Here is a 26650-nt window from a genome sequence, read left to right on the forward strand (position 1 = left end):
TGTTCTGCGCAACCGTTTCAAATTCCCGATAGCTTTATTTGATCTCTGTCCGACGATTAGTGCGTGCGGATTACATGGGACAAGAAAAAGTTTCGCGTGCTAGATGTGTTACGCTCACCGTTCGACCGACCGAGCGGTTTCCAGTCCCGAAATCAGACGGCTACCCCCTCTACGGGGCACTCCTCAGCGTTCTCGACGATGCCGACGAATCGGTGAGTCAGCGCGTCCACGATTCCCCACTCGGGAGTCTACACAACAGTGGGCTCCAGGGCGCTTTCGGCGAGAGCGATCGCCGACATCACAAGTCGGTTCGTCCGGACGAGACATACGAGATCACGCTCGGGATCGTCGATCCCGACGACGAGGCGGTGTTCCAAGCGCTCGTCAAAGAACTCGTCCTCGAGGGGTCGACGATCGAGCTGACCAACGGCACGCTCCGGGTGGAATCGTTCGAAAGTGAAAACGCGAGCCACGAGGAGTTACTCGAGCGCGCGAGCGAGGCTGACGATCCCGCGGTCACGATCCGGTTCCAGACGGCGACCTGCCTCGAGGAAGCCGACGAGGTGACGACGATGTTCCCTCATCGGGTTGCGGTGTTCCGGTCGCTGTTGACTAAGTGGAACCGGACTGCACCCGAAGAACTGGAACTCGAGCTAACGCGAGACGCATTGCTCTCATCGGTAATCGAGAAACCCAACGCGCGTGCGTACAGGACACATAGCGTATTGGTGAATCGAGTCAAGAACGACGACGGTGAGACGCGAAACCTGTTCAAGCAGGGATTCAGCGGCGAGTGCACCTATGCATTCAAGGATGCGAGCGAGTCCGTCCAGAACGCCGTCGTAGCACTCGCGCTGTTCGGTGGGTATAGTGGCGTCGGGAGCGCCGTTGCTCGAGGGTGCGGGAACATATATGTAGAGGTAACCGATGGATGAATAATCAAGACAACAATCAACAATATAGCCTATATGATTTCGGTGGAGGACCAGCGGAGACAGAGACAGACGAGAACAATGGTGAGTCGACATCAGGCGTTGAATCGTTCTCACCAGAGCTCTTTGAAGACCCAGACGGAGCATTTGCTCCAGATGAAACAGAGACAGATGACCAAGCTGGTCTCAATGAGGTGTTTAAAGAATATCTATCGGAAATAGATGGCAAACTCGTTGAGGCGGGCTGGCTGTTCCTTCCGAACAAGAGTATTGAATACGGGAAGGTCGACCAATCGATGCTCAACCACACGCGGAATCTCGTTTTCTTCCTTCATCGTTTGGCAACGCAGGCCGAAGCAGCAGGATTGCCACCAATTTCACCAAACGAACTCCGTGATTTAATTGCGCTCGCAGTTATCCATGATTATCACAAACTTCGAGAGGAAGACGAAAACCGAGCAAAGAGGTTTGATATAACTCTCGCAGAATTAGAGCCCTTCATTGATGAAATCCGCCTTCAGGAATTCAGTAAAGATCCGTCTGTTGAAAACTCGGAGCTAACAATACGTGATTTTCGGTCGTGTGCTGTTGATCACCATGCAACCGACAATGCGAAGTCGACAAACGTCACCCTCAAATGGAAAGACTACCGCTCACTCATCCGTCTCGCGGACGGCATGGCGTCGTCGACAACGCCCGAAATGGCGGCTAATTCACGGGCACAAGAACAGTTTAGTAAGTGCTTCCCAGGAACGGATGTTGAATTGTCATATCACCATCTTGATCACGTTAGTGGGGTTTTTACTAATTTGCTCAATGCAGCAATAAGTGAATCTCTTGAGGAGACATTTGAGTACACACTACTCACAATCTATCAAGATGGGTGTGTCTATCTTTCACCAACAGAGTCATCCCCAGAGCCTACTGATAAGTTCGTAGATAATGTATATGAGAAATTAAGTCAGAACATAAGCGATTCGCATCCGATATATAGTGATACCGACTTGCTTGCGGAAGATATCGGAACAGTAAATCTCGGACATTACAGCCTTAATGCGTCCGAGTTCTTTTATGCAGGTTCTGAGAGAGTAACGCGGGCAATTGTGACAAAAGGAGTGACAGATGGTTCTGCTGATGAGGAACCGACCGATTCGGCTTTGGAATCAATGGAACTTCTAGAAGAGGATCTGGGACGTGAATTGTATAAAACAAGTCAATTATATGGAATGGCTCGCTTTGTGAGTACACTTCGTCGAGGAATCTTACCTGATTTCCTGAACAATACAGGGATGACATCTGACGAAGGTATACGTACTACTGGACGTGTGTTAGGTCTATCAGATCGTACTGCGAACGAGCTTATATCGCTACCTATGGAATCAAAAGAGAGGTTGGTAAGCGGAAATAAATGGGAGTTCTCATATGGCTTTGCTCAAGCGTTGCTTGAAAAGTATGGTGAGGGGCCAAAGATTCGAGAGGCGAAATCTGAGATCATCCAAGATATAGAATCTGGTCTAGACTCACTCACCGATAACGGCGATTGGAGAGAGCTCCTCAGAGAAAGTTACTCTGGTGGCTATCGTACAGAGGTTGTTTTATTTATAAAGAAACATCTTCGAATCGGGTCTAATTCACAACAAGAGACCGGTGCTCTTACCGACACATATCATCAGTACGCAAAAACGTCTCGACGCGGACGGATATGTTCGCTCTGCTCGGGTGGACTGAGTGAATCACATAATCTTGGAGATATGCAGCCATCTAGTGATGTTACGATAGTTCGTGGGGGTTTCACAAACAGAGACCCGATTGGAAGTGGTAAACGGGATAATAGAGTAATATGTATTCCCTGCCAAATTGAACTATCGTTGCGAGGTGCGGCTAGTAGTAATCGATACAATGGCCGACTATTCATCCATCTCGCACCGGATTATTTCTATACTCCATTTGCATGGAGACTCTTCAGTCGAGTTACCAACCGGTTTACTGGGGAAAGTCGTGTTCGGATAGGTAGACTGGCTGAGGAAGTCTTTGATATTGATGAATTAGATGCATTCAATGAGGTGATGACAGAACTCACACAATCCGATGGAGGCCGACCGATGCTTGATTCGCTGTCTGGTGGGTTTGATCAAGAAGCCCAATATGGTGCTCAAGTTGTCGGCTATTTCAAGGACCTCTACTCAGATGGAGGAAATGATACGGAGTTCCAATTCTTTGGAGCATTCCTCGCACTTACTATCAGTGCTTACACTGGTATGAGAGTACATCTCAGTTCGTCTCCAATCCCAGAAATGAGGTCCCGAGATTTCCAAGAGTTCGTTAACATAGGAGGGGGCTTCACGCAGGTGTCGAATTTCTATGGTGAGTCGGTTCCACTCTCAACCTTGCAGAATCGTCTTCAAGCGGCATCATCACTGATCAAATTAGGATATGCCCTACAGGGAGATTCTCGGAAAGATTCATTGTTCGCAAAATATCTTCGTGTAACGCGTAATGAACTGCTCCCTGGGTCGCACCTGCTCAAGCGTGCCGCCCAGTCCTCAAGTGAGGGGCCGTATATTCCTGCCCTGATGAGGTACGCAGTCACGCTTGACGAACAGGCCAGTATCAAACAATTCGAACCAAACATGAGTGACACACCACACAGCCGCATTACGAAGCTCGCGGATCTCGCATACGACGCCATTCGTCCTGCAAGCGGACATGGGCGCAAACCCCACCGCGTCGAACGCGTGTTCCGTGAGAGTGTCAAGGCGGTCTCGAAAACAGGCGACCAGTTGAGCCGAGACGATTACGTGATGCTCGTCTCGGGACGATTGCAAAAAATGCTCGACAGACAAGCTGGAGACTCGGTGTATCCAGTGAGTGCAGAGGACTCAAATGCGGGCACACCACTCCAGGACCGTATCGAGGAGTATGCTGGCTTCTTCATAGATGAAATACTCTACGGGATTGCCAACGGTCGCCCATCACAGCTGAAACGACTCGAAAACAACCTTTCGGACGGCTTTTTCGGTGCGACACTCCGTGCAGAATCGGAGTACTACGATGCACGTGACGAGGAAAGCCAAGACGACGATGCAGACAACAACCGGAGCAATCAATGATCTCAGATACACTCACCACAGCACTGGAGAACGGTACAGTTTCGATGGACGGAATGACGAACACCCCTGGAACAAACTATACGACAATTCTCACTCTCCGTGAGCTAGAGAGCCACGCGGTCTTCACGACGAACGGACAAGACGCGGATATTGCGTCGCTGTCCGTCGTTGGTGAGAATTCGAGTATCGAGTATTCGCCAGGGATCATGTTCATGCGAAAACAGACGGGAAGCGACCGTCGGATGGGGAAAGCAATCCAGCGAGAGCTACTGGAGTATGACCGCCCAGATTCGATGGAAGTCAATGATATGAATCCTCAGTCGGTTGAATCCGCACTCTACGGGAGTGCAGCCAGCGGTGACGACGATGTCGACATTGGCGTCACCTCTCGTGTGATGTATGACACGGCGTTTACCGTTCGTGACGCCAGTGCGTGTATCGATGAGAAGTTCCAGAACGCGCCCGGAGAGGGATACGCAAAAGGATCACGTTCAACGATCCGTGAGCCAGACTTCTTCGAACCAGGGACACTGTTCCCGTGTGCGATCACCCTTCGAGATGCGACTCCGGCTGAAGTCGCGTTTGTCGTTGCAATCACGAAACGAAACAAGCGGTACGGAGCTGCAACAACGCGACTTGGTCGTGTGAAAAACCACATTCTCGGAGTGTACACCGGCTCTGAGGAAGGACCCTCTAACCGAGAATTGACGGCCAACGTAATCACATCGTTTGCCGCAGACGACGAACAGACGCTCAGTGATGTAGTTCAGGCACCAGCACTCGACGTTGTACAGGCATGTGAGTACGTCAAAGATGCCTACGATGCAGCCTGCGAGAACAAGATTGCACAAGAACCGGTTGATGAGGAGATAGTTAACGAGTTGCTTTCGCTGGCGGATGACGAGGAACTACAGGCGATTCTTGAAGCACAACGGCCACGCTCAGAGGCGTTTATCGATGGCGCAATCGACACTGACGGAAACTAAAAAGGCCCATGAAAGTCATCGAAGCAACGCTCACCACACACGGAAAAGTCGGCTTCGCCTCACGTGAAGTTGGCCGAATGACGGATACGGACTCCTGTATCCTGAATACGGCACTCCACTACGCACTCGGTCTTGCCAGTGGTCGTTATGTCGATGTTAGTCATCAACCAACATACATTGAAGACACCGCTGAGATAGTAAATGACGTATACGTTACCCCTGCGGCACCTGCTCGTGTCGAGCGAAATGAGTCGATAAAAACCGAGTATATCACGACGAATCGAAATGCTCGGAGCGACACCTACGCGACACCAAATTATCCTGCGACGGATGATCCAACTGGGAAATCCAGCAAGAACCTTCCGACGTTCGAACGGGAGCGGGCACTCGCCCCTGAAAACGTGTTTCGGTTCTATGTGTTCCCGTACGGTCGGGATGCAACCGAGGTCGCATCGCAACTTCCATCGTACATTCGTCTGGGAAAAAAGCGTGGGAAAGGGCATGTTAGCTACCGAATCGTCAACGGAGTCCGTCGTTCCGGAGAGTTCACGCTAGGGCATCCACTCAGTGTCTACGATCACGAAACAACACCTATCGGTGGTGTTGTAATGAAACAGATGCAGCCGACGCCAGTCTGGTTCGAAGCCGAGTTCGATACAGAGTATTATGCGATCGAATCACCCTTCCGAAATCAGTCACGTGTCTGCTATCCTGCTGATGCAAAATTCTTAGCTACAAAACGGAACGATGTCTAATCACGATCGAGTTTCGTTTCAGCTTGCAGGGCTCGGTCTGCGAATGTACCCCGGAGAGTACCCTGTAGATGATGTAACTCCGCATAAACATCAGTGGGCACTTTACGATGCACTCACAGATTGTCTTCCTGGATTGTTTGTTGACGATGCCCCAACTGGAGCCGGTAAGACGCTTGCATGGCTTGCTCCCGTCGTAGCCGAAGGACTTCAGACAGTAGCAATATATCCAACAAATGCACTTATTGAAGACCAGGTACGGAACATCAACGAGAAGCTTGACGATGTCGACGGGGGAGATGATGTACGTCTTCTTGCTGTGACTAGCGAAACACTCCAGAACGAGCACGCCGAACAGTTCCCATCGGCTAACTCAAATGGGGAACGGCTTCGAAAATTGCTCACAGTGGCGTTCAATAGTCAAGAGACCGTTATTCTTCTCACAAATCCGGATATATTTGTCCTTCTTCGCCGGGAGATATATCGAGAGAGAATTGACGCAATCAATCGATTTGAGGTAGCGGTCATTGATGAGTTCCATCGGGCAACACGGAAGGAGCGAAATACGATGCTCTTTCTACTCGATGAAATGTATGAGACTAATGAAGCAATCTGTCGGCTCAAACATCTTGTATTCCTCAGCGCAACTCCAGAAAAAGAACTCGAACGCCAGTTTGAGGAGGCAATGGCCGCGCCGTACTATCGTGTTAGTGAGTTAGAATGGCGACAAACACCACATCCAGCCGTTGGCACTGATGAGGAGTCAGTGATTGCATTTGCTCCTGACGAACTCCCGCCAGACTACCGAGCAGTGCTACCACCAGTCGACCTGACAATCACACCTGCGCCGACATTTGAGACTGCCACAGAGATTCTCAATTCGGAAGATGTGTTGCATGATCGATTGAAGAACGGTAGGACGGTCATGATGATTGACGGGGTCCATGAAGTCGATCGCGTTTATCATTCGTTGTCTCAATCAGGTCTTGAAGGAACTGTTCGAATCGATGGCTTTCACCGTGACAACGTGCGTGAAAAGATCAATTTATTCGAGACCTTAGTAAGTAATTCTGCTGTTGAGGTTGGTATCGACTTTGACACAGAGCAAATCCTATTCTCTGGTCACGACGCGGCGAGTTTTTTCCAACGACTTGGCCGGCTCAGAACCCGCTCTGATCGATCTACAGCGTATGGATATGTACCACCATATCTATTCAGTACACTTGAATCAATGGCCGACAGATATACTGGCCAATGGGTTGATCGAGCAACATTCGAAGAACTTGTTAGTTCAGAGTATGTTGACTCATCAACACCGGAATCGTTCGACTGGCGATACTCGGCTGTTGAAGCCTATGACCACATTGAAAAACAAGCAGAGGGTGCACCATCAGACGACCAACCAACAATACGAGAGACAGGCTGGAAACGTATTGAACGTCATTTCTTCCACAATCATGAGAACGGACTTACCGAGGCTGACCTAAAACGATTGCATGATATTGCAGGCTCACGGCTTTTAAATACGCTCCAGACCTATCGCGGGGACAGCATACAGACAGTAGTCTACAATAGTCAGTCACAGACACTCCAGACATACAGTATTCCATACCTACTCCGTTATGGTAATGTCTCGTTCCATTCAAAGACTGAGTTTCTCGCCCTCATTCCAGAACACTTGCATCACCACGTTTCACGGCTTGAACCATACAGTAGTGGCTACTGTCTCTATCAAGGCGGTTATAAAAACGAAGAAGATACCACGGAGAAAGGCCAGTCAACTGGGCGGTTAGTCACCTACAAAGCAACTGGTGAATTGTACTCGCTATTAAGTAATGTCTCTCGGGATATTCGGACACCGAAAGTCTGCACTGGACTCGAGATCGAGACAGAGCCGAGCGTCAGAGGTCTCGATTTATTGAAAGAAGATCTCTCGGAGACGGAGGTTCTCTGTTATCCGTTAGAGGGCCACGTTTCCCAAATACGGAACCAATATTCACTTGATCCCTTTAAATTCATATATCCACTATACTATACAGAGAGCAATGCAGCGGTCGCATTCAGTCATGATGCGCTTTATTTACATTGCCACGTCCAAGATCGGATAGAGGCTGAATCAAACACGATTGACGAGGTGCTTGATTTTTGAGCACACCACAGACGATCGGACAGCGTGATACACTCGTACCGGTGAGCGCGCTAAATGAGTTCGTCTACTGTCCACGTCGGTTTTATTATCAGCACTATCATGACGAGATGGGGACCCCATATGAGCTTGTAGATGGCCGATCAAAACACGAAAAACAATCACAGAGGGGCGGATGGATCACGGAGCGATATTTCAGAGCAGCCGAACTTAGTCTGCATGGAAAGATTGATTTGATTGAATCGGACGGGGATTTACTCACACCTGTTGAGCGAAAACGTGCTGAGAGTGGACAGTATTTTCCAAGTGATGAGATCCAGCTTGCGGGGTACTGTATGCTACTTGAATCTGCAATTGAAGAGCCGGTTAATGTCGGCTATATTTATTTGTATAAAACTGACGAGCGGTATGCGATCCAAATTACGGAAAGTCACCGGGAGACGGTACGGAAGATCATCGATAAGATCCAATCACTGTCCGTCGACTCCATCCCTCCACTCACAGATAATCCTAAGAAATGCGAAGCGTGCTCGGCTCGCGAATACTGCATGCCTGCTGAAACAGCCCGTCTCGAGCCGGAGAAAGCTCGCGGAACGGGCTGGGAGGGGCAAATATGAAGGCACCGGAGGGGATGTTCGACGAATCGGTCATCTACGTAACTAAACAGGGAGCGCAGGTGCAGGTCGACGGTGGTCGGATCGTGATCTGGGACGTCGACGGAGACGAGGGCGAACTGGCCTCGTTCCCAATCGAGAAGCTCGACACGATCAACGTCTTCGGTGGCGTCAACTTCAGCACACCGTTCGTTGCTCGAGCGAACGAACACGGGATTGTCCTCAACTATTTCACCCAGCACGGCAAGTACCGCGGGAGTTTTGTTCCCGAGAAGAACACGATCGCCGAGGTGCGACGAGCGCAGTACGATCTCTCCAGAGAGAGGGAACTCGATATCGCCCGGCAGATGATCGCCGGGAAGATCCGTAACGCCCGGACTCTTCTCTCCCGGAAGGGCGTTCGTGGAACGGATGTCCTGAAAGACCTCGGTGTCCGCACGGAGTCCGATGCGACGAAAGACGACCTCCGAGGTACGGAAGGCGAGGCCGCAGAGCGGTATTTCCAGCTTCTCGATGAGACACTCGCCGACGGCTGGATGTTCGAGAAGCGCACGAAACGACCACCCGAAGACCACATCAACTCGCTGCTGTCGCTGACCTATGTCTTTATGAAAAACGAGGTCCTGTCAGCGCTTCGCCAGTACAATCTCGACCCGTTTCTCGGCGTGTTGCACGCTGACCGTCACGGTCGCCCATCGCTTGCGCTCGATCTTCAAGAAGAGTTCCGTCCGATATTCTGTGACGCTTTCGTTATACGACTTGTCAACCGTGGCGTGGTCAATCATGACGATTTCCGCAAGGACAACAGGTTGAGCGACGGCGCTTTCAAAACATATCTCGAGAAGTTCGAAGATTACATGAACGAGGAGCTGACTCATCCTCATTTCGAGTACACAGTCACTCGCCGGAAGGCAGTCAGACAGCAGGCGATTCTCCTCCGAAAAGCGATCACCGACGAGCTCGACGAGTACCACCCTCTGACGTTCGCGAGGTAGCATGCGTCTCGCAATCGCCTACGACGTCAGTGACGATGCGAACCGACGGCGAGTGTATCGAACTCTCGAGCGGTATGGTGCGTGGAAACAGTACAGCGTCTTCGAGCTCGAGATCTCGAAAACTGAGCGCGTGGAGCTTGAAGACGAACTCGAGTCACACATCGACCCGTCTGATGGAGACCGAATCCGGATATATTACCTCTGTTCCGGGTGTCAGGAAGCGACGACTGATCTTGGTGCCGAGCAGCCCGACGAGTCTTCGAACGTAATCTGAGGGGCAGTCTTCATGGACCTTTATTAAGCTCGTGGATAGCCCCAGTCCACGAACAACGAGTCCCGAATAGTGTGCTGAGAAACGTTTATCTGAGTTCTACACGAATATCGACCCCCTGTCGCAGTGGACAGAAAACCCAGCACGGGATTGAAACTGAACGCGAGTATCGACAGCAGGAGCGTGACGACTGTCGCAGTGGACAGAAAACCCAGCACGGGATTGAAACTTCCCGTCGATGTACAAGCGGTCGCCGTCCTCGAGGTCGCAGTGGACAGAAAACCCAGCACGGGATTGAAACCTTGTCGTCCATCATAACGACCATTGCTGGCGTCATACCGTCGCAGTGGACAGAAAACCCAGCACGGGATTGAAACAGATAGACGACAGCAGTATCGATAGCCGCACTCATCTGTCGCAGTGGACAGAAAACCCAGCACGGGATTGAAACGCGGGAGTGGCTTCGGACGGTGCTGACTTTAATAATGTCGCAGTGGACAGAAAACCCAGCACGGGATTGAAACATAGATGACCTGTTTTCGATACTCAGCCATCTCCCGGTCGCAGTGGACAGAAAACCCAGCACGGGATTGAAACCGGGAAAGTGGTGTTAGAGAGGCAACTATGCAGGAAAAGGTCGCAGTGGACAGAAAACCCAGCACGGGATTGAAACACAGTCGGTGACTGATCTGCTGGTTCGTAGTCGTCAGGTCGCAGTGGACAGAAAACCCAGCACGGGATTGAAACAGGGCTCGTTCATGTGGCTTCCCGACTGGTAGCGTAGACGCTAAGTCGCAGTGGACAGAAAACCCAGCACGGGATTGAAACTCATCTGGACTTCGTCGTGCGTGTAGACGTCCGCTGCCTGTCGCAGTGGACAGAAAACCCAGCACGGGATTGAAACTTACTCAGCCCGGTGAGGAACTGCACACGGCAATCAAGTCGCAGTGGACAGAAAACCCAGCACGGGATTGAAACGGTCTCGCCGACCGGGAGGGTGGTCTGGCCGCCGTGTCGCAGTGGACAGAAAACCCAGCACGGGATTGAAACCGATCTACGCCGACGACGCGCCGGTTGCGAGTCCGGTCGCAGTGGACAGAAAACCCAGCACGGGATTGAAACACGGGTCCGGCGATCGCCCAGGACTCCCCCGCAGGTCGCAGTGGACAGAAAACCCAGCACGGGATTGAAACAGAGCGTCCGACTGCGGACGTCTCGAGCGGACGACGGTCGCAGTGGACAGAAAACCCAGCACGGGATTGAAACATCTGAAGGTCATTATCACGGCTCAAGACAGTGCGACCGGTCGCAGTGGACAGAAAACCCAGCACGGGATTGAAACGCACCCGAGAGAGTTCGTTGGCTGTGCGGAGTGTGGCGTCGCAGTGGACAGAAAACCCAGCACGGGATTGAAACATGCTCGTCGGGGAACTGCTCGAGTGTTTCGAGGGTCGCAGTGGACAGAAAACCCAGCACGGGATTGAAACACACCTACGCCGTCTACAACTCCGCCGACGACTCGTGTCGCAGTGGACAGAAAACCCAGCACGGGATTGAAACAAACTCGCGGATGTTCCGCTGCAGTGGGTTATCGTCGTCGTCGCAGTGGACAGAAAACCCAGCACGGGATTGAAACATTGGTTCGGTAGGAGTAGATGCATCAACAGCAAACCGTCGCAGTGGACAGAAAACCCAGCACGGGATTGAAACGATCTGGCCGCGGGCACAGCTCGCACAGCGCGTGCCGAGTCGCAGTGGACAGAAAACCCAGCACGGGATTGAAACACACCCGACCTGCGGGTGCCGTCACAGACCAATCTGGTCGCAGTGGACAGAAAACCCAGCACGGGATTGAAACCTACCGGTGAGGTACGTCCCGTTGGTCTGGCCGTGTCGCAGTGGACAGAAAACCCAGCACGGGATTGAAACTTCCGATGGATCGCCACCACGATGGGGAATCTGCTGTGTCGCAGTGGACAGAAAACCCAGCACGGGATTGAAACGTGTGGACGAAAGTCGACCCGGAGCGTGGGGACGAAGTCGCAGTGGACAGAAAACCCAGCACGGGATTGAAACCGAAGACGGCTATTTCGAGTTCGACGAAGATCGCTTCGTCGCAGTGGACAGAAAACCCAGCACGGGATTGAAACCGGGCTGCGCGTCCGATCTCGGTCAGGGACGGCACGTCGCAGTGGACAGAAAACCCAGCACGGGATTGAAACGAACGGGATCGTTTATCGGGACGCAAGGGTCCGCAGGTCGCAGTGGACAGAAAACCCAGCACGGGATTGAAACTGTCCATCGGAATCTCGGTCGGTGTCGTGTCGTGTCGCAGTGGACAGAAAACCCAGCACGGGATTGAAACTGCGAGGCCAGGTGACACAACTCTCGGAACCGAAGCGTCGCAGTGGACAGAAAACCCAGCACGGGATTGAAACTCGATCGGTCCGGCACACCCTCTTTCGTGAGCAAGTCGCAGTGGACAGAAAACCCAGCACGGGATTGAAACTGTCCATCGGAATCTCGGTCGGTGTCGTGTCGTGTCGCAGTGGACAGAAAACCCAGCACGGGATTGAAACTGCGAGGCCAGGTGACACAACTCTCGGAACCGAAGCGTCGCAGTGGACAGAAAACCCAGCACGGGATTGAAACTCGATCGGTCCGGCACACCCTCTTTCGTGAGCAAGTCGCAGTGGACAGAAAACCCAGCACGGGATTGAAACACCCCGACGACGTGCCAGTGGACGCCGAGGCCCAGGAGGTCGCAGTGGACAGAAAACCCAGCACGGGATTGAAACTGCCACCCGACAAGGCCGAAGAACTCGGCCTTCTCGTCGCAGTGGACAGAAAACCCAGCACGGGATTGAAACTAGGGTTCGCGGTCGTACTCAGCGGGGGCGAACGCGTCGCAGTGGACAGAAAACCCAGCACGGGATTGAAACAGACCGAATCTATGAATATCGGTCGCGGGTTCGTGCTCGGTCGCAGTGGACAGAAAACCCAGCACGGGATTGAAACAGATCCAAGCTCGGTCCAAAGAACGAGTCGACCGCGTCGCAGTGGACAGAAAACCCAGCACGGGATTGAAACTTGGCGACTTGTCTCGATCCGCAGCCGGGACACTGTCGCAGTGGACAGAAAACCCAGCACGGGATTGAAACCGTTACTCATAGAACCACCCCCGAATCCGCTGGAAGTCGCAGTGGACAGAAAACCCAGCACGGGATTGAAACACGATCGCGAACCCTACGTCCCCGACTCCTACTTTCGTCGCAGTGGGTCGCAGTGGACAGAAAACCCAGCACGGGATTGAAACATAAACAGGAACAGTGAGACAAACGCGAGTCCAACTGTCGCAGTGGACAGAAAACCCAGCACGGGATTGAAACATTGTTGATCCGAAGATTTGACACACGAAGGTCCCCGTTGTCGCAGTGGACAGAAAACCCAGCACGGGATTGAAACACGGCTTGGTCAGGTTCCTTCGGGGTGAGATGGACGCGTCGCAGTGGACAGAAAACCCAGCACGGGATTGAAACTAGACACCGGGGTCTTGGTGTACCACCCGTTCCGCGGGGTCGCAGTGGACAGAAAACCCAGCACGGGATTGAAACGGTGCGGCCGACCGACGTCGTGTGTCCGCAGTCTGGTCGCAGTGGACAGAAAACCCAGCACGGGATTGAAACACGTGATGGTCTCCGTGACCGTCTCGGTCGTCTGTGGTCGCAGTGGACAGAAAACCCAGCACGGGATTGAAACCCGGTCTCGTCGTCAAACTGCATGACGGCCCGATCAGTCGCAGTGGACAGAAAACCCAGCACGGGATTGAAACTTGCTGAGCTTGCCGGCCTGCTGGTTGTGGGTAAGGTCGCAGTGGACAGAAAACCCAGCACGGGATTGAAACCCGTCGACGACAGATGATGCGAATAAAGCAGTTCGTCGCAGTGGACAGAAAACCCAGCACGGGATTGAAACCCGTCGACGACAGATGATGCGAATAAAGCAGTTCGTCGCAGTGGACAGAAAACCCAGCACGGGATTGAAACCATACTCGGGTCGCTCCTCGTCATCAGACTGCATCGAGTCGCAGTGGACAGAAAACCCAGCACGGGATTGAAACGATGATGATGATGATGCGTCACGAGGCAAGTCGGAGTCGTCGCAGTGGACAGAAAACCCAGCACGGGATTGAAACCAGTCTTCGCCGAGCCAGAGACGCCCGTCTTTCGAAGTCGCAGTGGACAGAAAACCCAGCACGGGATTGAAACCGCGCTCGCGATCGAGACGACGGACGATGCCGCGGATGTCGCAGTGGACAGAAAACCCAGCACGGGATTGAAACCTGAAACGCATTCAGGGACTCACGGACTCCTTCCGGTCGCAGTGGACAGAAAACCCAGCACGGGATTGAAACAACGATGCTCGTCTGTCTGCGGCTGGAGCGTTCACGGTCGCAGTGGACAGAAAACCCAGCACGGGATTGAAACCGTCGCTCCTCGAGCCGGGGTAGCGCGATCTCGACGGTCGCAGTGGACAGAAAACCCAGCACGGGATTGAAACCGAGAGAGATGAGTATGCCGGATTTGACTTCGGCTTGTCGCAGTGGACAGAAAACCCAGCACGGGATTGAAACGCATCGCGCATATACTCAGGGACCGGCTGGATATCGTCGCAGTGGACAGAAAACCCAGCACGGGATTGAAACGTTGTCGGGGAAGGACTGGAGCCGAGCAGCTTCGCGGGTCGCAGTGGACAGAAAACCCAGCACCGGATTGAAACAGCGGAGTGTTCGACTCGATGCCGAGGACGTAGTTGTGTCGCAGCGGACAGAAAACCCAGCACGGGATTGAAGATCGAACGGCGACTCTCTATCGACGGTCGGAGCAGTCACTGATCCTCGAGGAGGCGACAGACATGCTGAATCGATGTGAGCAGTCCGAACTGACGGCGTCTGTAAACCGGCTGGAGCGGACACTACAGTCATATCGAGAGGAGTACGAAGCGGAAAACCCGGATGAGGCTGTGTTCAAACACGATCACATCGACGATGAGGTACTCATGGAGTGGCGGACGACACGCCGGAATCTACGTTTCGCCAGAGTAGCACTGGCACTGTCGATGGCCGAGAACGAAGTGATACCGAACGTCGCATGACGGGGCCTGCGAACGAGTCTCACTCGCTTCGAGGGCCGATCGATCGGCGATCGCTTCGCCAGTTTCGCGACGAATTCGAACAGGTCGAGCCGTTAGCTTCGGGCGAACTCGATGATCCGTTCGATCCGAGCGAACTCCGGATCGTCCTCGACGATGGAATCGGAGACTCCGCAGGTGGACGATTCGACGTTCGCTGGTCAACGCGGGGTGACTACAACATCCACTATTCCGATGATCGTGGCTTCGATTTGCGCTGGGATATCCATCAACATGACTACCCAGCACCGAACGACGACGCCCACTTTCATCCACCGCCAGAGGCATCGAGCAAGGCCCAGGATGTCGAAGGTTCGTGTATCCGAGTTCGGCGTGTGTCCCTTGTCGCAATGGCCACGGCAAAAATCTGACGGGAAGCATACCAGAACGGAACGTTCGAACCGTCAACTCTCAAGCCGGTCTCCCCTATCGCTACTTCGAGATATCGGACAGTAGCTATCGAGTCTACCGATACGGGTCACAGTACACGTACAAAGGTTTTATCGTACAGACAGACGTAGGTATACAGTGACAATGCCGATCGACATCGATACATTCGAGGGAAGTTCGGAGGATACGCTCGGCGGTGGACTCACGCAGCCGGAGCGCGTCCTGTCGTTCCTTGCCTCTCACGCTGATCAGGCGTTCCGACCGGTCGAAATTGCCGGAGCGACAGAAATTCCACAGAATTCCATCAATTCTGTCCTGCATCGTCTTGAAGAACAAGCGCTCGTCCGCCACAAGGGTGAATACTGGGCTATTACGGACGACCGCGACCGTCTCCACTCGCTCACACAGTATGAACTCGTCACGGAGAGTCTGAACGAACTCTACGGCGAAGAGGATCCCTCCGAGTGGGTTGAACATATGCCAGCCACGGATGAGACCGAGAAGACGGACAACGAATGAAGCGGGATGCCGAGGGTGAGGTCATCGAATTCGAGCGTGGAGATGTCGTCTGGGGGGTCGACCCGTTCAAACAAGACTCGGATATGCACTCCGAGTCATCGCATGACGATGGAGGTGTGGCCCCACGTCCGTGGCTGATCATCAGTACTGATGCTGTCCCGTTTCACCCTGAGCAGTACCTCTGTCTCACGCTCACGACACGGACGTGGCACGATGAGTCGATTCCTCTCTCGGCGGAGAGCTGGGTAGAAGGCGGCGCACCAGAGGGGTCGTCGATCATGCCGTGGTCGATTTCCGCGATTCAACATCGGTTCCTGGATACGACTGGTGACCTCGTCGCTCGCCTCGATAGCATTCCCGACGACGAAGTTCCAGAGAATGGTTACCAAGGCCACCTCACTGACGAGGTTACCACCGAAGCCACGGAACAGGTGGTCACCTATCTTGAAGCGACACTCATCACTTAATTCGAGACGAGGTTTGCGATAGAACGAACCGTTGTACAATCTAGTTCCTCGAGGACACGATCCAGCTGGCCGCGATGCCGAATTCCCTGTGCGTGCTGATCGTACATCGGGATGGACGGCCCCTCGTAGGCGCCGACCTGGTGGAACGCGTGCCGAGCGAGGTCCTCGTCGAGCGCCTCCCTCACGCGGTCGAGATTTCGCTGAAACTCTTCCTTGGTGGCCTTCCAGGCCCGGTCGAGAAGCTCGCCGCCCTCCGCTGAATTGATGGGTGCTGCCGTCGGCAGGTCTCCCCAACGCGCTTTCCCGGCTACTGTCGTATCGTCTTCGTCAAACGTGACGTAGTAGTCAAACACGGCGCAGCCGTGGGGATTCGCTCCGACGAGACGGTCGAAGACTGCTTTTTCCCTCGACGAGAGCGTCGTGCTGTGTCGGTGCTTCGACTAAGGCGTAGATGACCATGTGCATCTTCGTTCACCTCGGAGCGCCGACTCACCGGGCTCTGCTCGGCTCTGTCTGCTCGGTGCGCCGGCACCCATCGCCGGCGCTCAAAAACCCACACATAGAAACCGAGAATAACTACATCGGGAGATCTTCAGCAATCGATCGAAGTTCGCCCTTAGTTGGTTGTCTCCCGATCTCGGCCGTATGATCGCCAACCCAGAAACGGAACTGCTGGTGGTCGACATCAAAGTGAAGTCCGCAGGAGACATCGGAGTCTGCCTGTCTGTACTCCGATTCACTCACATTTTCAGCCTTCTGGAGTGTTTCGAGAAGATACTCACTCACGTGAGGTCGCTGTTTCATTGCCAAGATGTGGTCAGCCGCCACGTGTTTCAGTACTTCCTCGCCCGTACTGTATCCCTCACCAACGAAGTAGAACTCACCGCTAAACTCGTACGAGTCGATTCGAACCGTAAGAGTGTACGTGTCGGCCATACACCGTTATGGTTGTCCAGAGATACAAAATTGCTCTCGTTGCTGGATAGTCATATTTGGAGGACATCAAGTCCGTATTTCCGGTTCAACTTGTGGAAGGTGATGAACCGACTCATCGATTCAGGCCGATCCGTTTGTTCGAGGACTTGACTGTAGACTGAAATCAGGTGCTCTTCTGTGGATGGCCGGAACGCGAACGACAACCCGGACGTCATGGTAAGGTCCTCGAGTCGAACGAGTCTGAGGAAGAGCAGTACATCAGGTTCCGCTGATTGACTAAAGTTTCTGTCAGTGAGTTCGATCCCAGCTTCGTCGTTCAATACGTCTTCGAGAATCACTTGAGATGCAGACGCATCGATCTCAGCCACGCGAAACAGGGACGTCTCGGCGCGAACCAGCGCGTCGAGTACCTCCCGCTCGAGTTCGGAATCGCCTCCCTCTTCGTCGCGGTAGCGTTCGACGAAGGTCGTTCCGTTTTGGCGATACTCGTGGAGAATGAAATCCATGTGGACGCTCTGTTCTTCCTCGGTGTCGTACAGCAGATCATCACCGTCTCTGTCGAGATCCAGTAGTTGTGACGTTTCATCTATGATGTCGCGATCGAGGTATGCGTCGAAGATCTTCGGGTGGAGTTCTCGTCCCTGGTCTCGGTATCGTTGATAGCGCTCGAGGTGGCTCACGGGTACTCACTGAGAGGATTGCATCGAGCAGAAAATAAACGACAGGGAATGCTATTAACCAATTTTAGAATAGGCTATTTTGGAATAGGCTACTCGGAAGTATTATCCTCTGGAGGGATGACGGAGGGATATGGAGCGCTTCGTCAACCGGGAAGATGAGCTCTCACGGCTCCGCAGGTGCTACGACTCTGACGACGCAGAGATAGTCGTCATCTTTGGCCGGCGGCGCCTTGGGAAAACACAACTCGTCCAGCACTCGCTTGCCGAACGCGACGACGCCGTTGTCTACCAGGCGTAGTTGGATAGCGTGACCAGGATTCACCGATCAGTGATACCTCTCATCCTGAACTGAGTTCTTTCCCACCGAGGATGGACTGGAGCTGTTCAGGCGGATCTAGTCCTCGCCGTTTCCACGTGGCTAACATGGTCGTGATCGTCTCGTGAATCTGGACCCCTTCGGCTGAGCGGAGGGTCCGGAACATCTTCCGCAGCACAACTTGCTCGCGCAGAGCGCGCTCTGCGCGATTATTCGTCGAATCGACGTCTGGCTCTGTGACGAACGTCAGCCAGTGGCCTAACCCGTTCCTGATCTTCTCGATCAGCTTCTGGACCTCCTGTGCCTCATAGTCTTCCCTGATCAGGCCTTCCAGATGTAACGACGCCTCCGCCCGCTTCTGCTCGCGGGCGGAGGCGGATGGATCCTCCTTGTCGAACGCCGTTAAATCGTCATGGAGAGCGTGTAACTCCGCAGATAACTTCTCTGCTTCCTCGTACCGTTCAGCAACGTACTCCGCCTCCCGCAACAGATGTGCCCAGCACCGCTGGAGCTTCGTGTGATAGCTCGGATACGCTGACCAACCGTCACAGCTGAGCGTCGAGTCCTCGGCGAATTCCTCGCCGAGGACGTCCTCTAACACCTGGCTTCCACGACTCTCATCAACCCAGAACAGCACCTCTTCGTCAGTAACGAACGTCCACGCCCAGTGTTGCTCTCCGTCAACAGGAAATCCCGTTTCATCGCAGTAGACGACGTCACTTTCCTGAATACGGGCTTTGACATCGTCATACGCGGGTCGCAGCCGGTCTGCGACCCGCTTGGTCAGGTTGTAGATCGTCCGATGAGAGATGGGAATATCGAGTTCCCAATCAAACAGCTCCGCCTGTTTACGGTTCGGAAGTCGCTGATGGAACCTACCGAGGGCGGTTTGGGCCATGATATTCGGCCCAAACCGCCCGGTTTCCGGGCAGTCAGGATGTTCAGCAACGACCTCGTTTCCACAGGAACAGCGGTGTTTGCCGAGTTTGTACTCGATGACAGTGGTTGGAATGGGAAGAGGAATGTCGATAACAGTTCGTGAGACGTAGCTGTCCGGGTTAGAGAGGCTTTGCTCACAATCTGGACAATATCCCTGATCGACTCGAATAGTCTCCTCTGGTTCAGGTGGCGGTCGAGTTGTTCCTTCGTGACCTTCGCTACGTCCTGGGGATGAGTCGCTGGCGGCGTCAGCGTCGCCGCCAGCGTCGTCTTCCTGGTTTTCGTCCTTTTCCTCGTCGCTGTCGTCGTTGCCAGGTGATCCAGCCGCACCACCCTGCTTACTGGGTGGTGTGTTTGGGTTTTCGTACCTCTTGAGGCGAGTCTCAAGTTGTTCGATCTGTTGTTGCTGTGCAGCGAGTTGGCGACGGAGAAGACGGTTCTCAAGCTTCTGGACTACGAGTTGCTGGCGGAGATGCGTACTGTTCTCGGTGCGGATCGCGGAATCTATCGATTCCGGCGATCCGCCAATCCCCAGCGACACACTTGGTTCACCATTGAGAGACCATTCATGAGACTGCTACGAAATCGGTCTGACGGCAAATCGCTATCCAACTACTACCAGGCTACGGAAACCACGTCACAGATACAACTCGACGAGTTCGTCGACGTCGCTGCCGACACGTTTCCAGGAATTACGGATATCAGGCAAAACTGGGAAGCACTCCTGGGGTATCTCGGTGATCAGGACGGAATTATCGTCCTCGACGGATTTCCCTATCTGATCGATGCCGACGAGAGCCTCCCCTCGGTCATTCAGCGGCTGTGGGACCAGCGATTCCAACACACATCGGGAACACTCATTCTGGTTGGGTCATCGATCGGCATGATGGAAGAAGCGACGCTTCTTGGGAACAGCCCCCTGTACGGGCGCTTCACCGAGAAACTTGATCTCCGGCCACTCGACTTCGCCGCTGCACAAGAGCTCCTTCCAGACGAGTACTCCCCCGAAGAGCGTGTTTTCGCGTGGGGAATTTTCGGTGGCGTCCCATACTATCTCGACGGTATCGATCTCGATCAGAACCTCGAGACAGTCCTCACGAAGGAGGTGCTCTCTCAGAAAGGATATCTCCACAACGAACCAGAATACGTCCTCCGGACCGAACTCACAGACCCGAATCGGTACTTCGCGATTCTCACCGCAATAGCCGCGGGGAAGACGACATCGAACGAGATCGCCCAAACGGTGGGAATCGACGGGAAACAAATCTCGACGTACACTCAGAAGTTAGAACGGTCGCGGCTCGTTGAACGGGAAGTTCCGATCACCGAGGAGAAAGCGAAGTCACGCCGCGGACGCTATAGAATCCTGGATCCCCTCTTTCGCTTCTGGTTCCGCTTCGTCTACGGCAAAGAGGATCGATACGAGCGTCTAGGTGAGGACGCCTACGAAGCAGTTATCGAGCCAGAACTCCCTGATTTCGTCAGTCAAGAGTTCGAAACGCTTTGCCAGGATGCCCTCCCACGCCTGTATCCAGAGAAGCTGTTCCTCAATATCGGCCGCTGGTGGTACAAGGAACATGAAGTGGACGTCGTCGGGTTCACCACAGACGGAACAATGATCGTGGGAGAATGCAAGTTCACTAACTCGCCACTGGACTACAGTGCTCTGTCCTCACTCGAAGACCACGCGTCGAAAATTCGCTGGACGCCGGACTCCGGCGAAGTTGACACGGAATACGCGTTGTTCACACGAAGTGGCGCAACACAATCAGTACAGGAAGCCGTGTCCGAGCGTGACGATCTCCAATTATTCAACGTAGATGATGTCACTAATCCATAGTGAATGGAGTATTCGTATGTGAGTGAGAGAGGCCATCTGTCGTGCCGTCGTAACCTCTTTTCACCTATCTTCGGTCAACGTCAACTGATCAGTCAACAGACTAGAGGTCATTGGATGTGATGATGTTCCCACTTTCATCACGCGTTTCGATTTCCAGCGAATCACAGTGCTCACAGATGGTGGCGCCGTGGACAACCCGACGGACGGTCTTGCACATCTGTCGGCGGCCACCGATAAGTCCGCAGTTCTCGCAATAGAACCGATAGCGGAGGTCGTCTTCGTCGAATGGGGTGTCATCGCGCCACTCTGGGATCTCGTCAAGGACGCCGTTGGGGCCTTCGACACGGAGCTGGGCGTCGCAGGTGCCACAGATCTGTGTTCCCTCGATCGCACGGGCGACCGCGACGCTCCAGCGGTGGCGACCACCGATGAATCCACACCCATCTATGCAGTAAAAACGATATTTGTAGTCCTCGGGTTGTTTCTCGTAGTGAGTGCTGCATCGTCCAGAGAGAGCTAACGGCTCCACCCATTGCTTGAACGAGTCGCCGTGACCGGTATCAACGCCGGTGGTCTGTTGCTGGTAGGCATGGACGAGTTCGTGGCGAATCGTCTCCTGTAGTGCTTCGAACCCCGCCCTATCGAGAGTCCGTTTGGACAGACGAATCGTACAGTTACCACATCCGTCCGATGAACAGACCCCGTGTCGTCGCACCATTCGCGTGCTGGTCTCGAAGGTTACACGAGAGAGATCAACGTGATCCGGCGTCAGTGGCCACTCGTCACCAAAAATAACCTCGTTCGCATACTCCCATGCCCGCTGAGAGAGGGCGTGCGAATCTCCGAGGTTGCCCGCGGTCACCATACACTCCGTATTCTGACGTGAAACAAAGGAGTCTCGATCTCTCGTTGGTTATGAACGCACGATTGGATGGTACATAGAAACAGTTTTTGAATTTTAAAACATGCGACACGCACATGGGGCGCACGGAACTCATCCAGCACCTTCGAGAGCTTGCAGAGGAGTTGGGAAGATCACCGACGACGGAAGACATGCACGAACACGGTCGATATTCTGCTCAGGCCTATTACTATTATTTCGACACGTGGGACGAAACACTCGAGGCAGCGGATCTTGCCACCACAGCGACGACCCATGCTGACGTGGTCGAAGACTTGCAACGAATTCAGGACATCGTCGGAAATCCGTCTTCCTGGTCAGAAGCGATCCGAGAACACGGTCGGCAGCCGCTCTCGCAAGTGTACTCGAAATTTGGTGACCTCGAGTCGGCGCTCGACGAAGCCGGGATCGATCAGCGAGAGCCCGATACGATCAGTCAGGCAGACGTACTCAAGGAGATTACTCGGCTGGCGACGGACGGAACGCCACCGACAACCGATCAGATGGACGAAGAGGGGGCCTACTCGGCGCGAACCTGTTACGATCTGTTCGGGTCGTGGAGCGATGCGCTCCGGGCTGCTGGATACGAACCACCGAAGACGGGCAACGAGTACACCGACGAAGAACTGCTCGAGGAGATCGAACGGCTTGTCAAGAAGTTCGGCCGACCGCCGACGACCAGAGAGATGAGAGAGCATGGCAAGTACACAGCCTCGGTGTATTTCGGGCGGTTCGGCTCGTGGAACGACGCGATACGTGCCGCGGGATACACGCCCGTTTCATCGGCTCCCGATGTATCTGGACAGTCCATCCCTGCCTCCGACCTGCTGGCGGAAATCGATCGGCTCGCAGATCAGGTCGGCGGACGGCCCACCGCCGAGCAAATGAACGAACACGGCCAGTATTCGGTGAGCCCGTACCTCAATCGGTTCGGTTCGTGGAACAACGCTATCGAGCGAGCTGGATTCACCCCATTTACCGGAACGACGGAGGATCTCTTCTCTCGAGAAGAGTTGATTACCGAACTGCAGCGACTCGGTGACGTCGTCGATCGTCCACCGACAGTCAGACAGATGGCCGACCTCGGGCGGTATTCATCGTCGCCATACAAACGGCGGTTCGGTTCGTGGGTTGAGGCACTCCGTGCAGCGGGATTCGAACCGACGACTCACCAACTTCGCCGATACGATCCCGACAACGACGAGACGGTAGAGCATAACGGGCAGTGAGTTCACTGCCAGTTCTCTGGATCGGCAGCGATCTCGGCGAGGTCGGCTGCGTGCCGTTTCGCCTCGTCAGGCAACAGCGACCTCGTCTGAACGTGTGTCCCGGCCGGATGGATGTCAGTCCCGACGTGTGATTTGTGATCCTGGTCTGCGTCGGCTTTCTTTCGTTGTTCGGCCTGGAGGGCCTCAATCTCTCCGACCGCTGCCGGGGTGAATCGATGGCCGGTTCCCCCAATATCGCAGACAACGTCGGCGTATTTCTGTTTCATCTTCACTTCGATGTATGGCCGTCCTTCCTTGGCAGCGCGCTGACGCGCCTGTTCACGGTCCGATGACTCTGCCTCGCCCGAGGAGTACGTGCACCGGATCGAGTCAACTTCACTGTTCGGAGTTTCCTGCCGAAGGTCTGTTTCTGGTGGGGTGCGTACCTCGATGCTGGGACGGTTATATTTCCGGGCACAGGCTGGACAGACCTTTTCGTCGAGGTTGTCGTTGTACCGCGTCGCACTGCTGGCTTTGCCACACCAGGCACAATCGTCGTTCGAGTCGACCGTCGTCCACGAGACGTCACGATACGGTACATGTCGCTTCAGGAAGACGATAACGTCGTACCGTCTGGATCGCATGTCCTCGATCGTGTCTTTGCAGTGGCTACACCACTTCGCGTCTGGACCGCCAACGTCGCTCGGAACACCGAGGGTTCCCCACTCCGGATGTGTCAAGTCCAGTTCGTCGAAGGTTCTCGTTTCGACAATCTCTGTCGAGTCGAGGTGATGACAGGCATGTCGGCCGAGCAGATGCCAGCGATCTGTCGGTGTCAATCCCATCTCAGCCATCCGAACTCACCTCGCTATCGCCCGGAGACTGAAACGCTTCCAGCAGGTCGTCCAGCATCGGTCGCAGTTTGTACTTCTGGTAGTGTTCCTCACGCATCGTCTCGACGTACTCGCGCCACTCCTCGAGTTCGTCGGCTTTCTGGGCTGCTTCGCCCGCATATCTGAGCCAGCTGACAGCTGTCTCGTAGCTGTCGTGTTTCCCCTGCTCGACGATCGGTTCGGCGTTCGATTTACACGTCCGGATCACCCACTGGGGACGATGCCCCGTGACTTCTTCGACGACAGTTTTGACCACCCGGGAGCTGCCGGAGCGATCAGCAACCGCAACGGCTTCGTCGTACAGGCCTTCCTCGAGGAACACGTCGGCTGCGTGTTCCGACGCTGGAGTTTGCTCGCGGAGTGACTCCAGAAGTTCATTTCGAACGGACTCCCATTCGTCGCCTGCAAGTTCTTCTACGGCCTGATACGTACTCAGCGATGGACTCCCTTCGAAGGCAACGATCGCAGCCCGGAGCGCGAGGTTCTCCTCGCCCAGACTCGCGGCCCGGTCCCGGAGCCATTCTGCCAATCTGGCTTTCCGGAAGCCATCGACGGTCAGTCCGTGTTCGGCAACGTCCAGTGCAGCCATCGGGTTGCCAGTCCCACGCAGTGTCTGTGCAATCTCCAGCAGCGACTGCGGCGTCGAGAGGTTCTCAGTTGCACAGTCGACAGCTGCCTGTATCTCGCCCTCCCGTGCCAGCATCTCGGCATATAGCTGGGTTTTACCTGCTTCCCTGGCCAGATTGAGATACTCGTCAGTACGTCCCTGCCGTTCGAGAGCGGAGAGCCGTACTGTGATAAGACCAGCGACGAACTTCGGTTCATCGACCTCGAGGTCCCCGTCAGTGAGAGAGCCGTCGAGAGCTTGCTGGAGCCGGTCGTCATCCCACCCTTCCCGTGCTGCGTCGGCGGCGACAGCAAGCGTCGGTCTACCGGTAAAGCGTCGTATCTCCTCGTCCCACTCGGAGAGACGCTGTTCCCACTGTTCACGCTCGCTCTCGCTCAACTCGGCTATCAACATCGCTTCTGCGAACGTCTCGCCAAGCAGTCCCAACGTCTCGTAGAGTTCGGTGACGTCGTATGGGAGCAATCCAGACCAGCGGTTGGTCGCGAGCACCTCCGTGACTGCCTCGAGAATCTCTACTGCTGTCTCACCATCGCCCGCGTCCAGTGCCTGCTGTGCTTGCTCGATCAAGTCGTCCAGCTCCGACGCCATCCGCTCTGCCTCTGCATAGCCGTCGTTGTGTCCTCGCTGACCAGGCTTTGGCAATGCGTGGTTCGTCCGCTTGCGGATGGACTCGATGTTCACCGACACAGTGGTGTCGGAAGTGGTCGTATCCACAGGCGTGAGACGGGATTCGATCCACTCGGCAATCTCCGGACGGTTTTCCGCGAACTCAACGAGCAACTCCTCGAGGCGTTCACGACTCGTTCCTTCGATCAACTCCGAGACAGGTGGCCTGTCGTCGACACGCTCGGGATTGCGAAGACACGTCAGCAGGACCGCCACACGGTGTTTGCAGATGCCGCCATGGTCGTAGGGACAGGTACACTCTGTGTGCGCAACGCCGGCATCGTCGAACTCGACCGTGACCGTGTAGGGCTGGTACTGGCTCCCCTCAACGTCGGCACGGACTGTCTCCCCGCGGCGAACCACCTCACCGACTGCGCCGCGCTCGTAGTAGGACTGGCCGCGATCGTAAGAACTCGACCTGGCGAGGTCTCTGACCGTTGCTTCTGTGACGTGTGGCCATCGCTCGTCACGCATGCTTCTGATGTGTAGATGGGGTTCGCTCTTGGAAACGTGTCTCGTCGATCTCACTCGCCGATGGAACAACATCGCGTGACATCGTCACCGACTCCGCCCGGGATACTGCGGTGGTGCCTCACCCTGTTTCTCGACGACGACCGGGCCGTCATCGGGCGACCCCTCCCGGATCTCTTCGATTTCGATGTGGTGTTCCCAGCCGTCACCGAGGTCGAACTCGTAGAACAGCGTCTGTGACTGATCGAGCTCGAGTTCGTCGATCGTGATTTCGGCAGCGTTGCCCTCTTCTGGTGGGTATTTCCGGAGTTCCCGGAATCGTTCTCTGGCTTCTTCAGGCTCGCTGTCGGGGATTGCGTGCTCGAGGAAGCGATCAATCTCGTCGTCGTCCATCGGTGGCCAGCTCTCGTCTCCACTGTATAACTGCGGATGGACGTAGCTCCGAGTAGCGATCCCGTGTTCGTCACGTGTGAGAAACTCGTACGCGTGGCTATCGTAGCGGTCGAACGCGTCGAAAATCGCCTCGTGAAGATCCGCCAGGGTGCTGGACCCGTCGATCTCGATCTCCCGGTAGACTTCGGTGTCGGACTCGAAATCCAGTGGTGGGTTCGGCAACAGCAGGACTCTGAACCTGTAGGTTGTCATACTCTCCCTTTGTGCTTCCTCATGGAGGCATTTACTCATTTGTTTCTCGCACCACATCTCTTCTCCCGGTAAATTGTACCATCGTGTGCCGCCCCGAAAGTACTCGAGGCGGTCGTTGCGACGGACAGAAAACCCAGCATAGGAGTGAAAATGTT

The 26650-nt window shown here is 54.5% G+C and carries 20 protein-coding genes, 2 pseudogenes and 1 CRISPR repeat array; of the genes and pseudogenes, 14 read left to right on the forward strand and 8 right to left on the reverse strand.

The features are described 5' to 3' along the window. The first annotated feature begins 74 nt into the window (after positions 1 to 74). The 11 genes from cas6 (at position 75) to MU558_RS22150 (ending at position 16372) form a co-directional block, all read left to right on the forward strand. Positions 75 to 935: a CRISPR system precrRNA processing endoribonuclease RAMP protein Cas6 gene (gene cas6, locus MU558_RS22100; RefSeq protein WP_246975588.1), complete on the forward strand. Its 861-nt coding sequence runs from the start codon at positions 75 to 77 to the stop codon at positions 933 to 935. After that, entirely contained in the window at positions 932 to 4042 is a 3111-nt protein-coding gene (gene cas10d / locus MU558_RS22105) for a type I-D CRISPR-associated protein Cas10d/Csc3 (RefSeq protein ID WP_246975590.1), read from the forward strand. Before cas6 ends, cas10d begins: the two co-directional genes overlap by 4 nt. Then, positions 4039 to 5028 (forward strand): type I-D CRISPR-associated protein Cas7/Csc2, encoded by a 990-nt coding sequence (cas7d, locus tag MU558_RS22110; protein ID WP_246975592.1) that lies wholly within the window; start codon positions 4039 to 4041, stop codon positions 5026 to 5028. Before cas10d ends, cas7d begins: the two co-directional genes overlap by 4 nt. Before the next feature lie 8 nt (positions 5029 to 5036). After that, entirely contained in the window at positions 5037 to 5783 is a 747-nt protein-coding gene (cas5d, locus tag MU558_RS22115; RefSeq protein WP_246975594.1) for a type I-D CRISPR-associated protein Cas5/Csc1, read from the forward strand. A gap of 43 nt (positions 5784 to 5826) precedes the next feature. Then, positions 5827 to 7929 carry a type I-D CRISPR-associated helicase Cas3' gene (gene cas3, locus MU558_RS22120; RefSeq protein ID WP_246975596.1) on the forward strand — a complete coding sequence of 701 codons (2103 nt, stop codon included), beginning with the start codon at positions 5827 to 5829 and terminating at the stop codon, positions 7927 to 7929. Further along, entirely contained in the window at positions 7926 to 8543 is a 618-nt protein-coding gene (gene cas4 / locus MU558_RS22125) for a CRISPR-associated protein Cas4 (protein ID WP_246975598.1), read from the forward strand. Before cas3 ends, cas4 begins: the two co-directional genes overlap by 4 nt. After that, positions 8540 to 9535 carry a type I-D CRISPR-associated endonuclease Cas1d gene (gene cas1d, locus MU558_RS22130; RefSeq protein ID WP_246975600.1) on the forward strand — a complete coding sequence of 332 codons (996 nt, stop codon included), beginning with the start codon at positions 8540 to 8542 and terminating at the stop codon, positions 9533 to 9535. Before cas4 ends, cas1d begins: the two co-directional genes overlap by 4 nt. A 1-nt stretch (position 9536) precedes the next feature. Further along, entirely contained in the window at positions 9537 to 9809 is a 273-nt protein-coding gene (gene cas2 / locus MU558_RS22135) for a CRISPR-associated endonuclease Cas2 (protein ID WP_246975603.1), read from the forward strand. A 117-nt stretch (positions 9810 to 9926) separates the two neighbouring features. Continuing rightward, positions 9927 to 14659: a CRISPR direct-repeat array (repeat unit 37 nt; unit sequence GTCGCAGTGGACAGAAAACCCAGCACGGGATTGAAAC). A gap of 210 nt (positions 14660 to 14869) precedes the next feature. Further along, complete coding sequence (locus tag MU558_RS22140) at positions 14870 to 15367, forward strand: toxin-antitoxin system TumE family protein (RefSeq protein ID WP_246975605.1); 498 nt, start codon at positions 14870 to 14872, stop codon at positions 15365 to 15367. A 163-nt stretch (positions 15368 to 15530) separates the two neighbouring features. Continuing rightward, the gene (locus MU558_RS22145; RefSeq protein WP_246975607.1) at positions 15531 to 15905 is read left to right on the forward strand and encodes a MarR family transcriptional regulator; all 375 of its coding nucleotides are present in this window, start codon (positions 15531 to 15533) and stop codon (positions 15903 to 15905) included. Next, complete coding sequence (locus MU558_RS22150) at positions 15902 to 16372, forward strand: hypothetical protein (protein WP_246975609.1); 471 nt, start codon at positions 15902 to 15904, stop codon at positions 16370 to 16372. The genes MU558_RS22145 and MU558_RS22150 overlap by 4 nt, the downstream gene beginning before the upstream one ends. On the opposite strand, the pseudogene MU558_RS22155 reads toward MU558_RS22150, so the two are convergent. The 3 genes and pseudogenes from MU558_RS22155 to MU558_RS22165 form a co-directional block, all read right to left on the reverse strand. Continuing rightward, positions 16369 to 16837, reverse strand: a pseudogene (locus tag MU558_RS22155) (DUF7995 family protein). The gene MU558_RS22150 and the pseudogene MU558_RS22155 sit on opposite strands and share 4 nt — an antisense overlap. A gap of 111 nt (positions 16838 to 16948) precedes the next feature. Further along, on the reverse strand, positions 16949 to 17308 hold the full coding sequence (locus tag MU558_RS22160; RefSeq protein ID WP_246975613.1) for a hypothetical protein: 360 nt from the start codon (positions 17306 to 17308) through the stop codon (positions 16949 to 16951). A gap of 50 nt (positions 17309 to 17358) precedes the next feature. After that, on the reverse strand, positions 17359 to 17988 hold the full coding sequence (locus MU558_RS22165) for a DUF7986 domain-containing protein (RefSeq protein WP_246975615.1): 630 nt from the start codon (positions 17986 to 17988) through the stop codon (positions 17359 to 17361). Between the two features lie 130 nt (positions 17989 to 18118). On the opposite strand from MU558_RS22165, the pseudogene MU558_RS22170 reads away from it, so the two are divergent. Then, a pseudogene (locus MU558_RS22170) lies at positions 18119 to 18283 on the forward strand (ATP-binding protein); the annotation flags it as partial. A gap of 43 nt (positions 18284 to 18326) precedes the next feature. On the opposite strand, the gene tnpC reads toward MU558_RS22170, so the two are convergent. Beyond that, a complete protein-coding gene (gene tnpC / locus MU558_RS22175; protein WP_246966203.1) occupies positions 18327 to 19784 on the reverse strand; it encodes an IS66 family transposase in 1458 nt (485 codons plus the stop codon). 27 nt (positions 19785 to 19811) lie between these two features. Between tnpC and MU558_RS22180 the strand changes: the two genes are divergently transcribed. Further along, on the forward strand, positions 19812 to 21083 hold the full coding sequence (locus tag MU558_RS22180) for an ATP-binding protein (RefSeq protein ID WP_246975617.1): 1272 nt from the start codon (positions 19812 to 19814) through the stop codon (positions 21081 to 21083). Between the two features lie 100 nt (positions 21084 to 21183). Here MU558_RS22180 and MU558_RS22185 read toward each other — a convergent pair whose 3' ends face one another. Continuing rightward, entirely contained in the window at positions 21184 to 21948 is a 765-nt protein-coding gene (locus MU558_RS22185; RefSeq protein ID WP_246975619.1) for a SprT-like domain-containing protein, read from the reverse strand. 113 nt (positions 21949 to 22061) lie between these two features. Between MU558_RS22185 and MU558_RS22190 the strand changes: the two genes are divergently transcribed. Then, positions 22062 to 23213: a homing endonuclease associated repeat-containing protein gene (locus tag MU558_RS22190; protein ID WP_246975621.1), complete on the forward strand. Its 1152-nt coding sequence runs from the start codon at positions 22062 to 22064 to the stop codon at positions 23211 to 23213. Positions 23214 to 23215: 2 nt separating this feature from the next. Here MU558_RS22190 and MU558_RS22195 read toward each other — a convergent pair whose 3' ends face one another. The 3 genes from MU558_RS22195 to MU558_RS22205 all read right to left on the reverse strand — a co-directional run bounded on the left by MU558_RS22195 (position 23216) and on the right by MU558_RS22205 (position 26495). Then, positions 23216 to 23479, reverse strand: a complete 264-nt coding sequence (locus MU558_RS22195) for a hypothetical protein (RefSeq protein ID WP_246975623.1) — start codon at positions 23477 to 23479, stop codon at positions 23216 to 23218. A 559-nt stretch (positions 23480 to 24038) separates the two neighbouring features. Then, on the reverse strand, positions 24039 to 25853 hold the full coding sequence (locus MU558_RS22200; protein ID WP_246975625.1) for an SWIM zinc finger family protein: 1815 nt from the start codon (positions 25851 to 25853) through the stop codon (positions 24039 to 24041). A gap of 84 nt (positions 25854 to 25937) precedes the next feature. After that, positions 25938 to 26495: an IS1096 element passenger TnpR family protein gene (locus tag MU558_RS22205; RefSeq protein WP_246975627.1), complete on the reverse strand. Its 558-nt coding sequence runs from the start codon at positions 26493 to 26495 to the stop codon at positions 25938 to 25940. Between the last annotated feature and the right edge of the window lie 155 nt (positions 26496 to 26650).

The organism is Natribaculum luteum, from assembly GCF_023008545.1.
Taxonomy (GTDB): domain Archaea; phylum Halobacteriota; class Halobacteria; order Halobacteriales; family Natrialbaceae; genus Natribaculum; species Natribaculum luteum.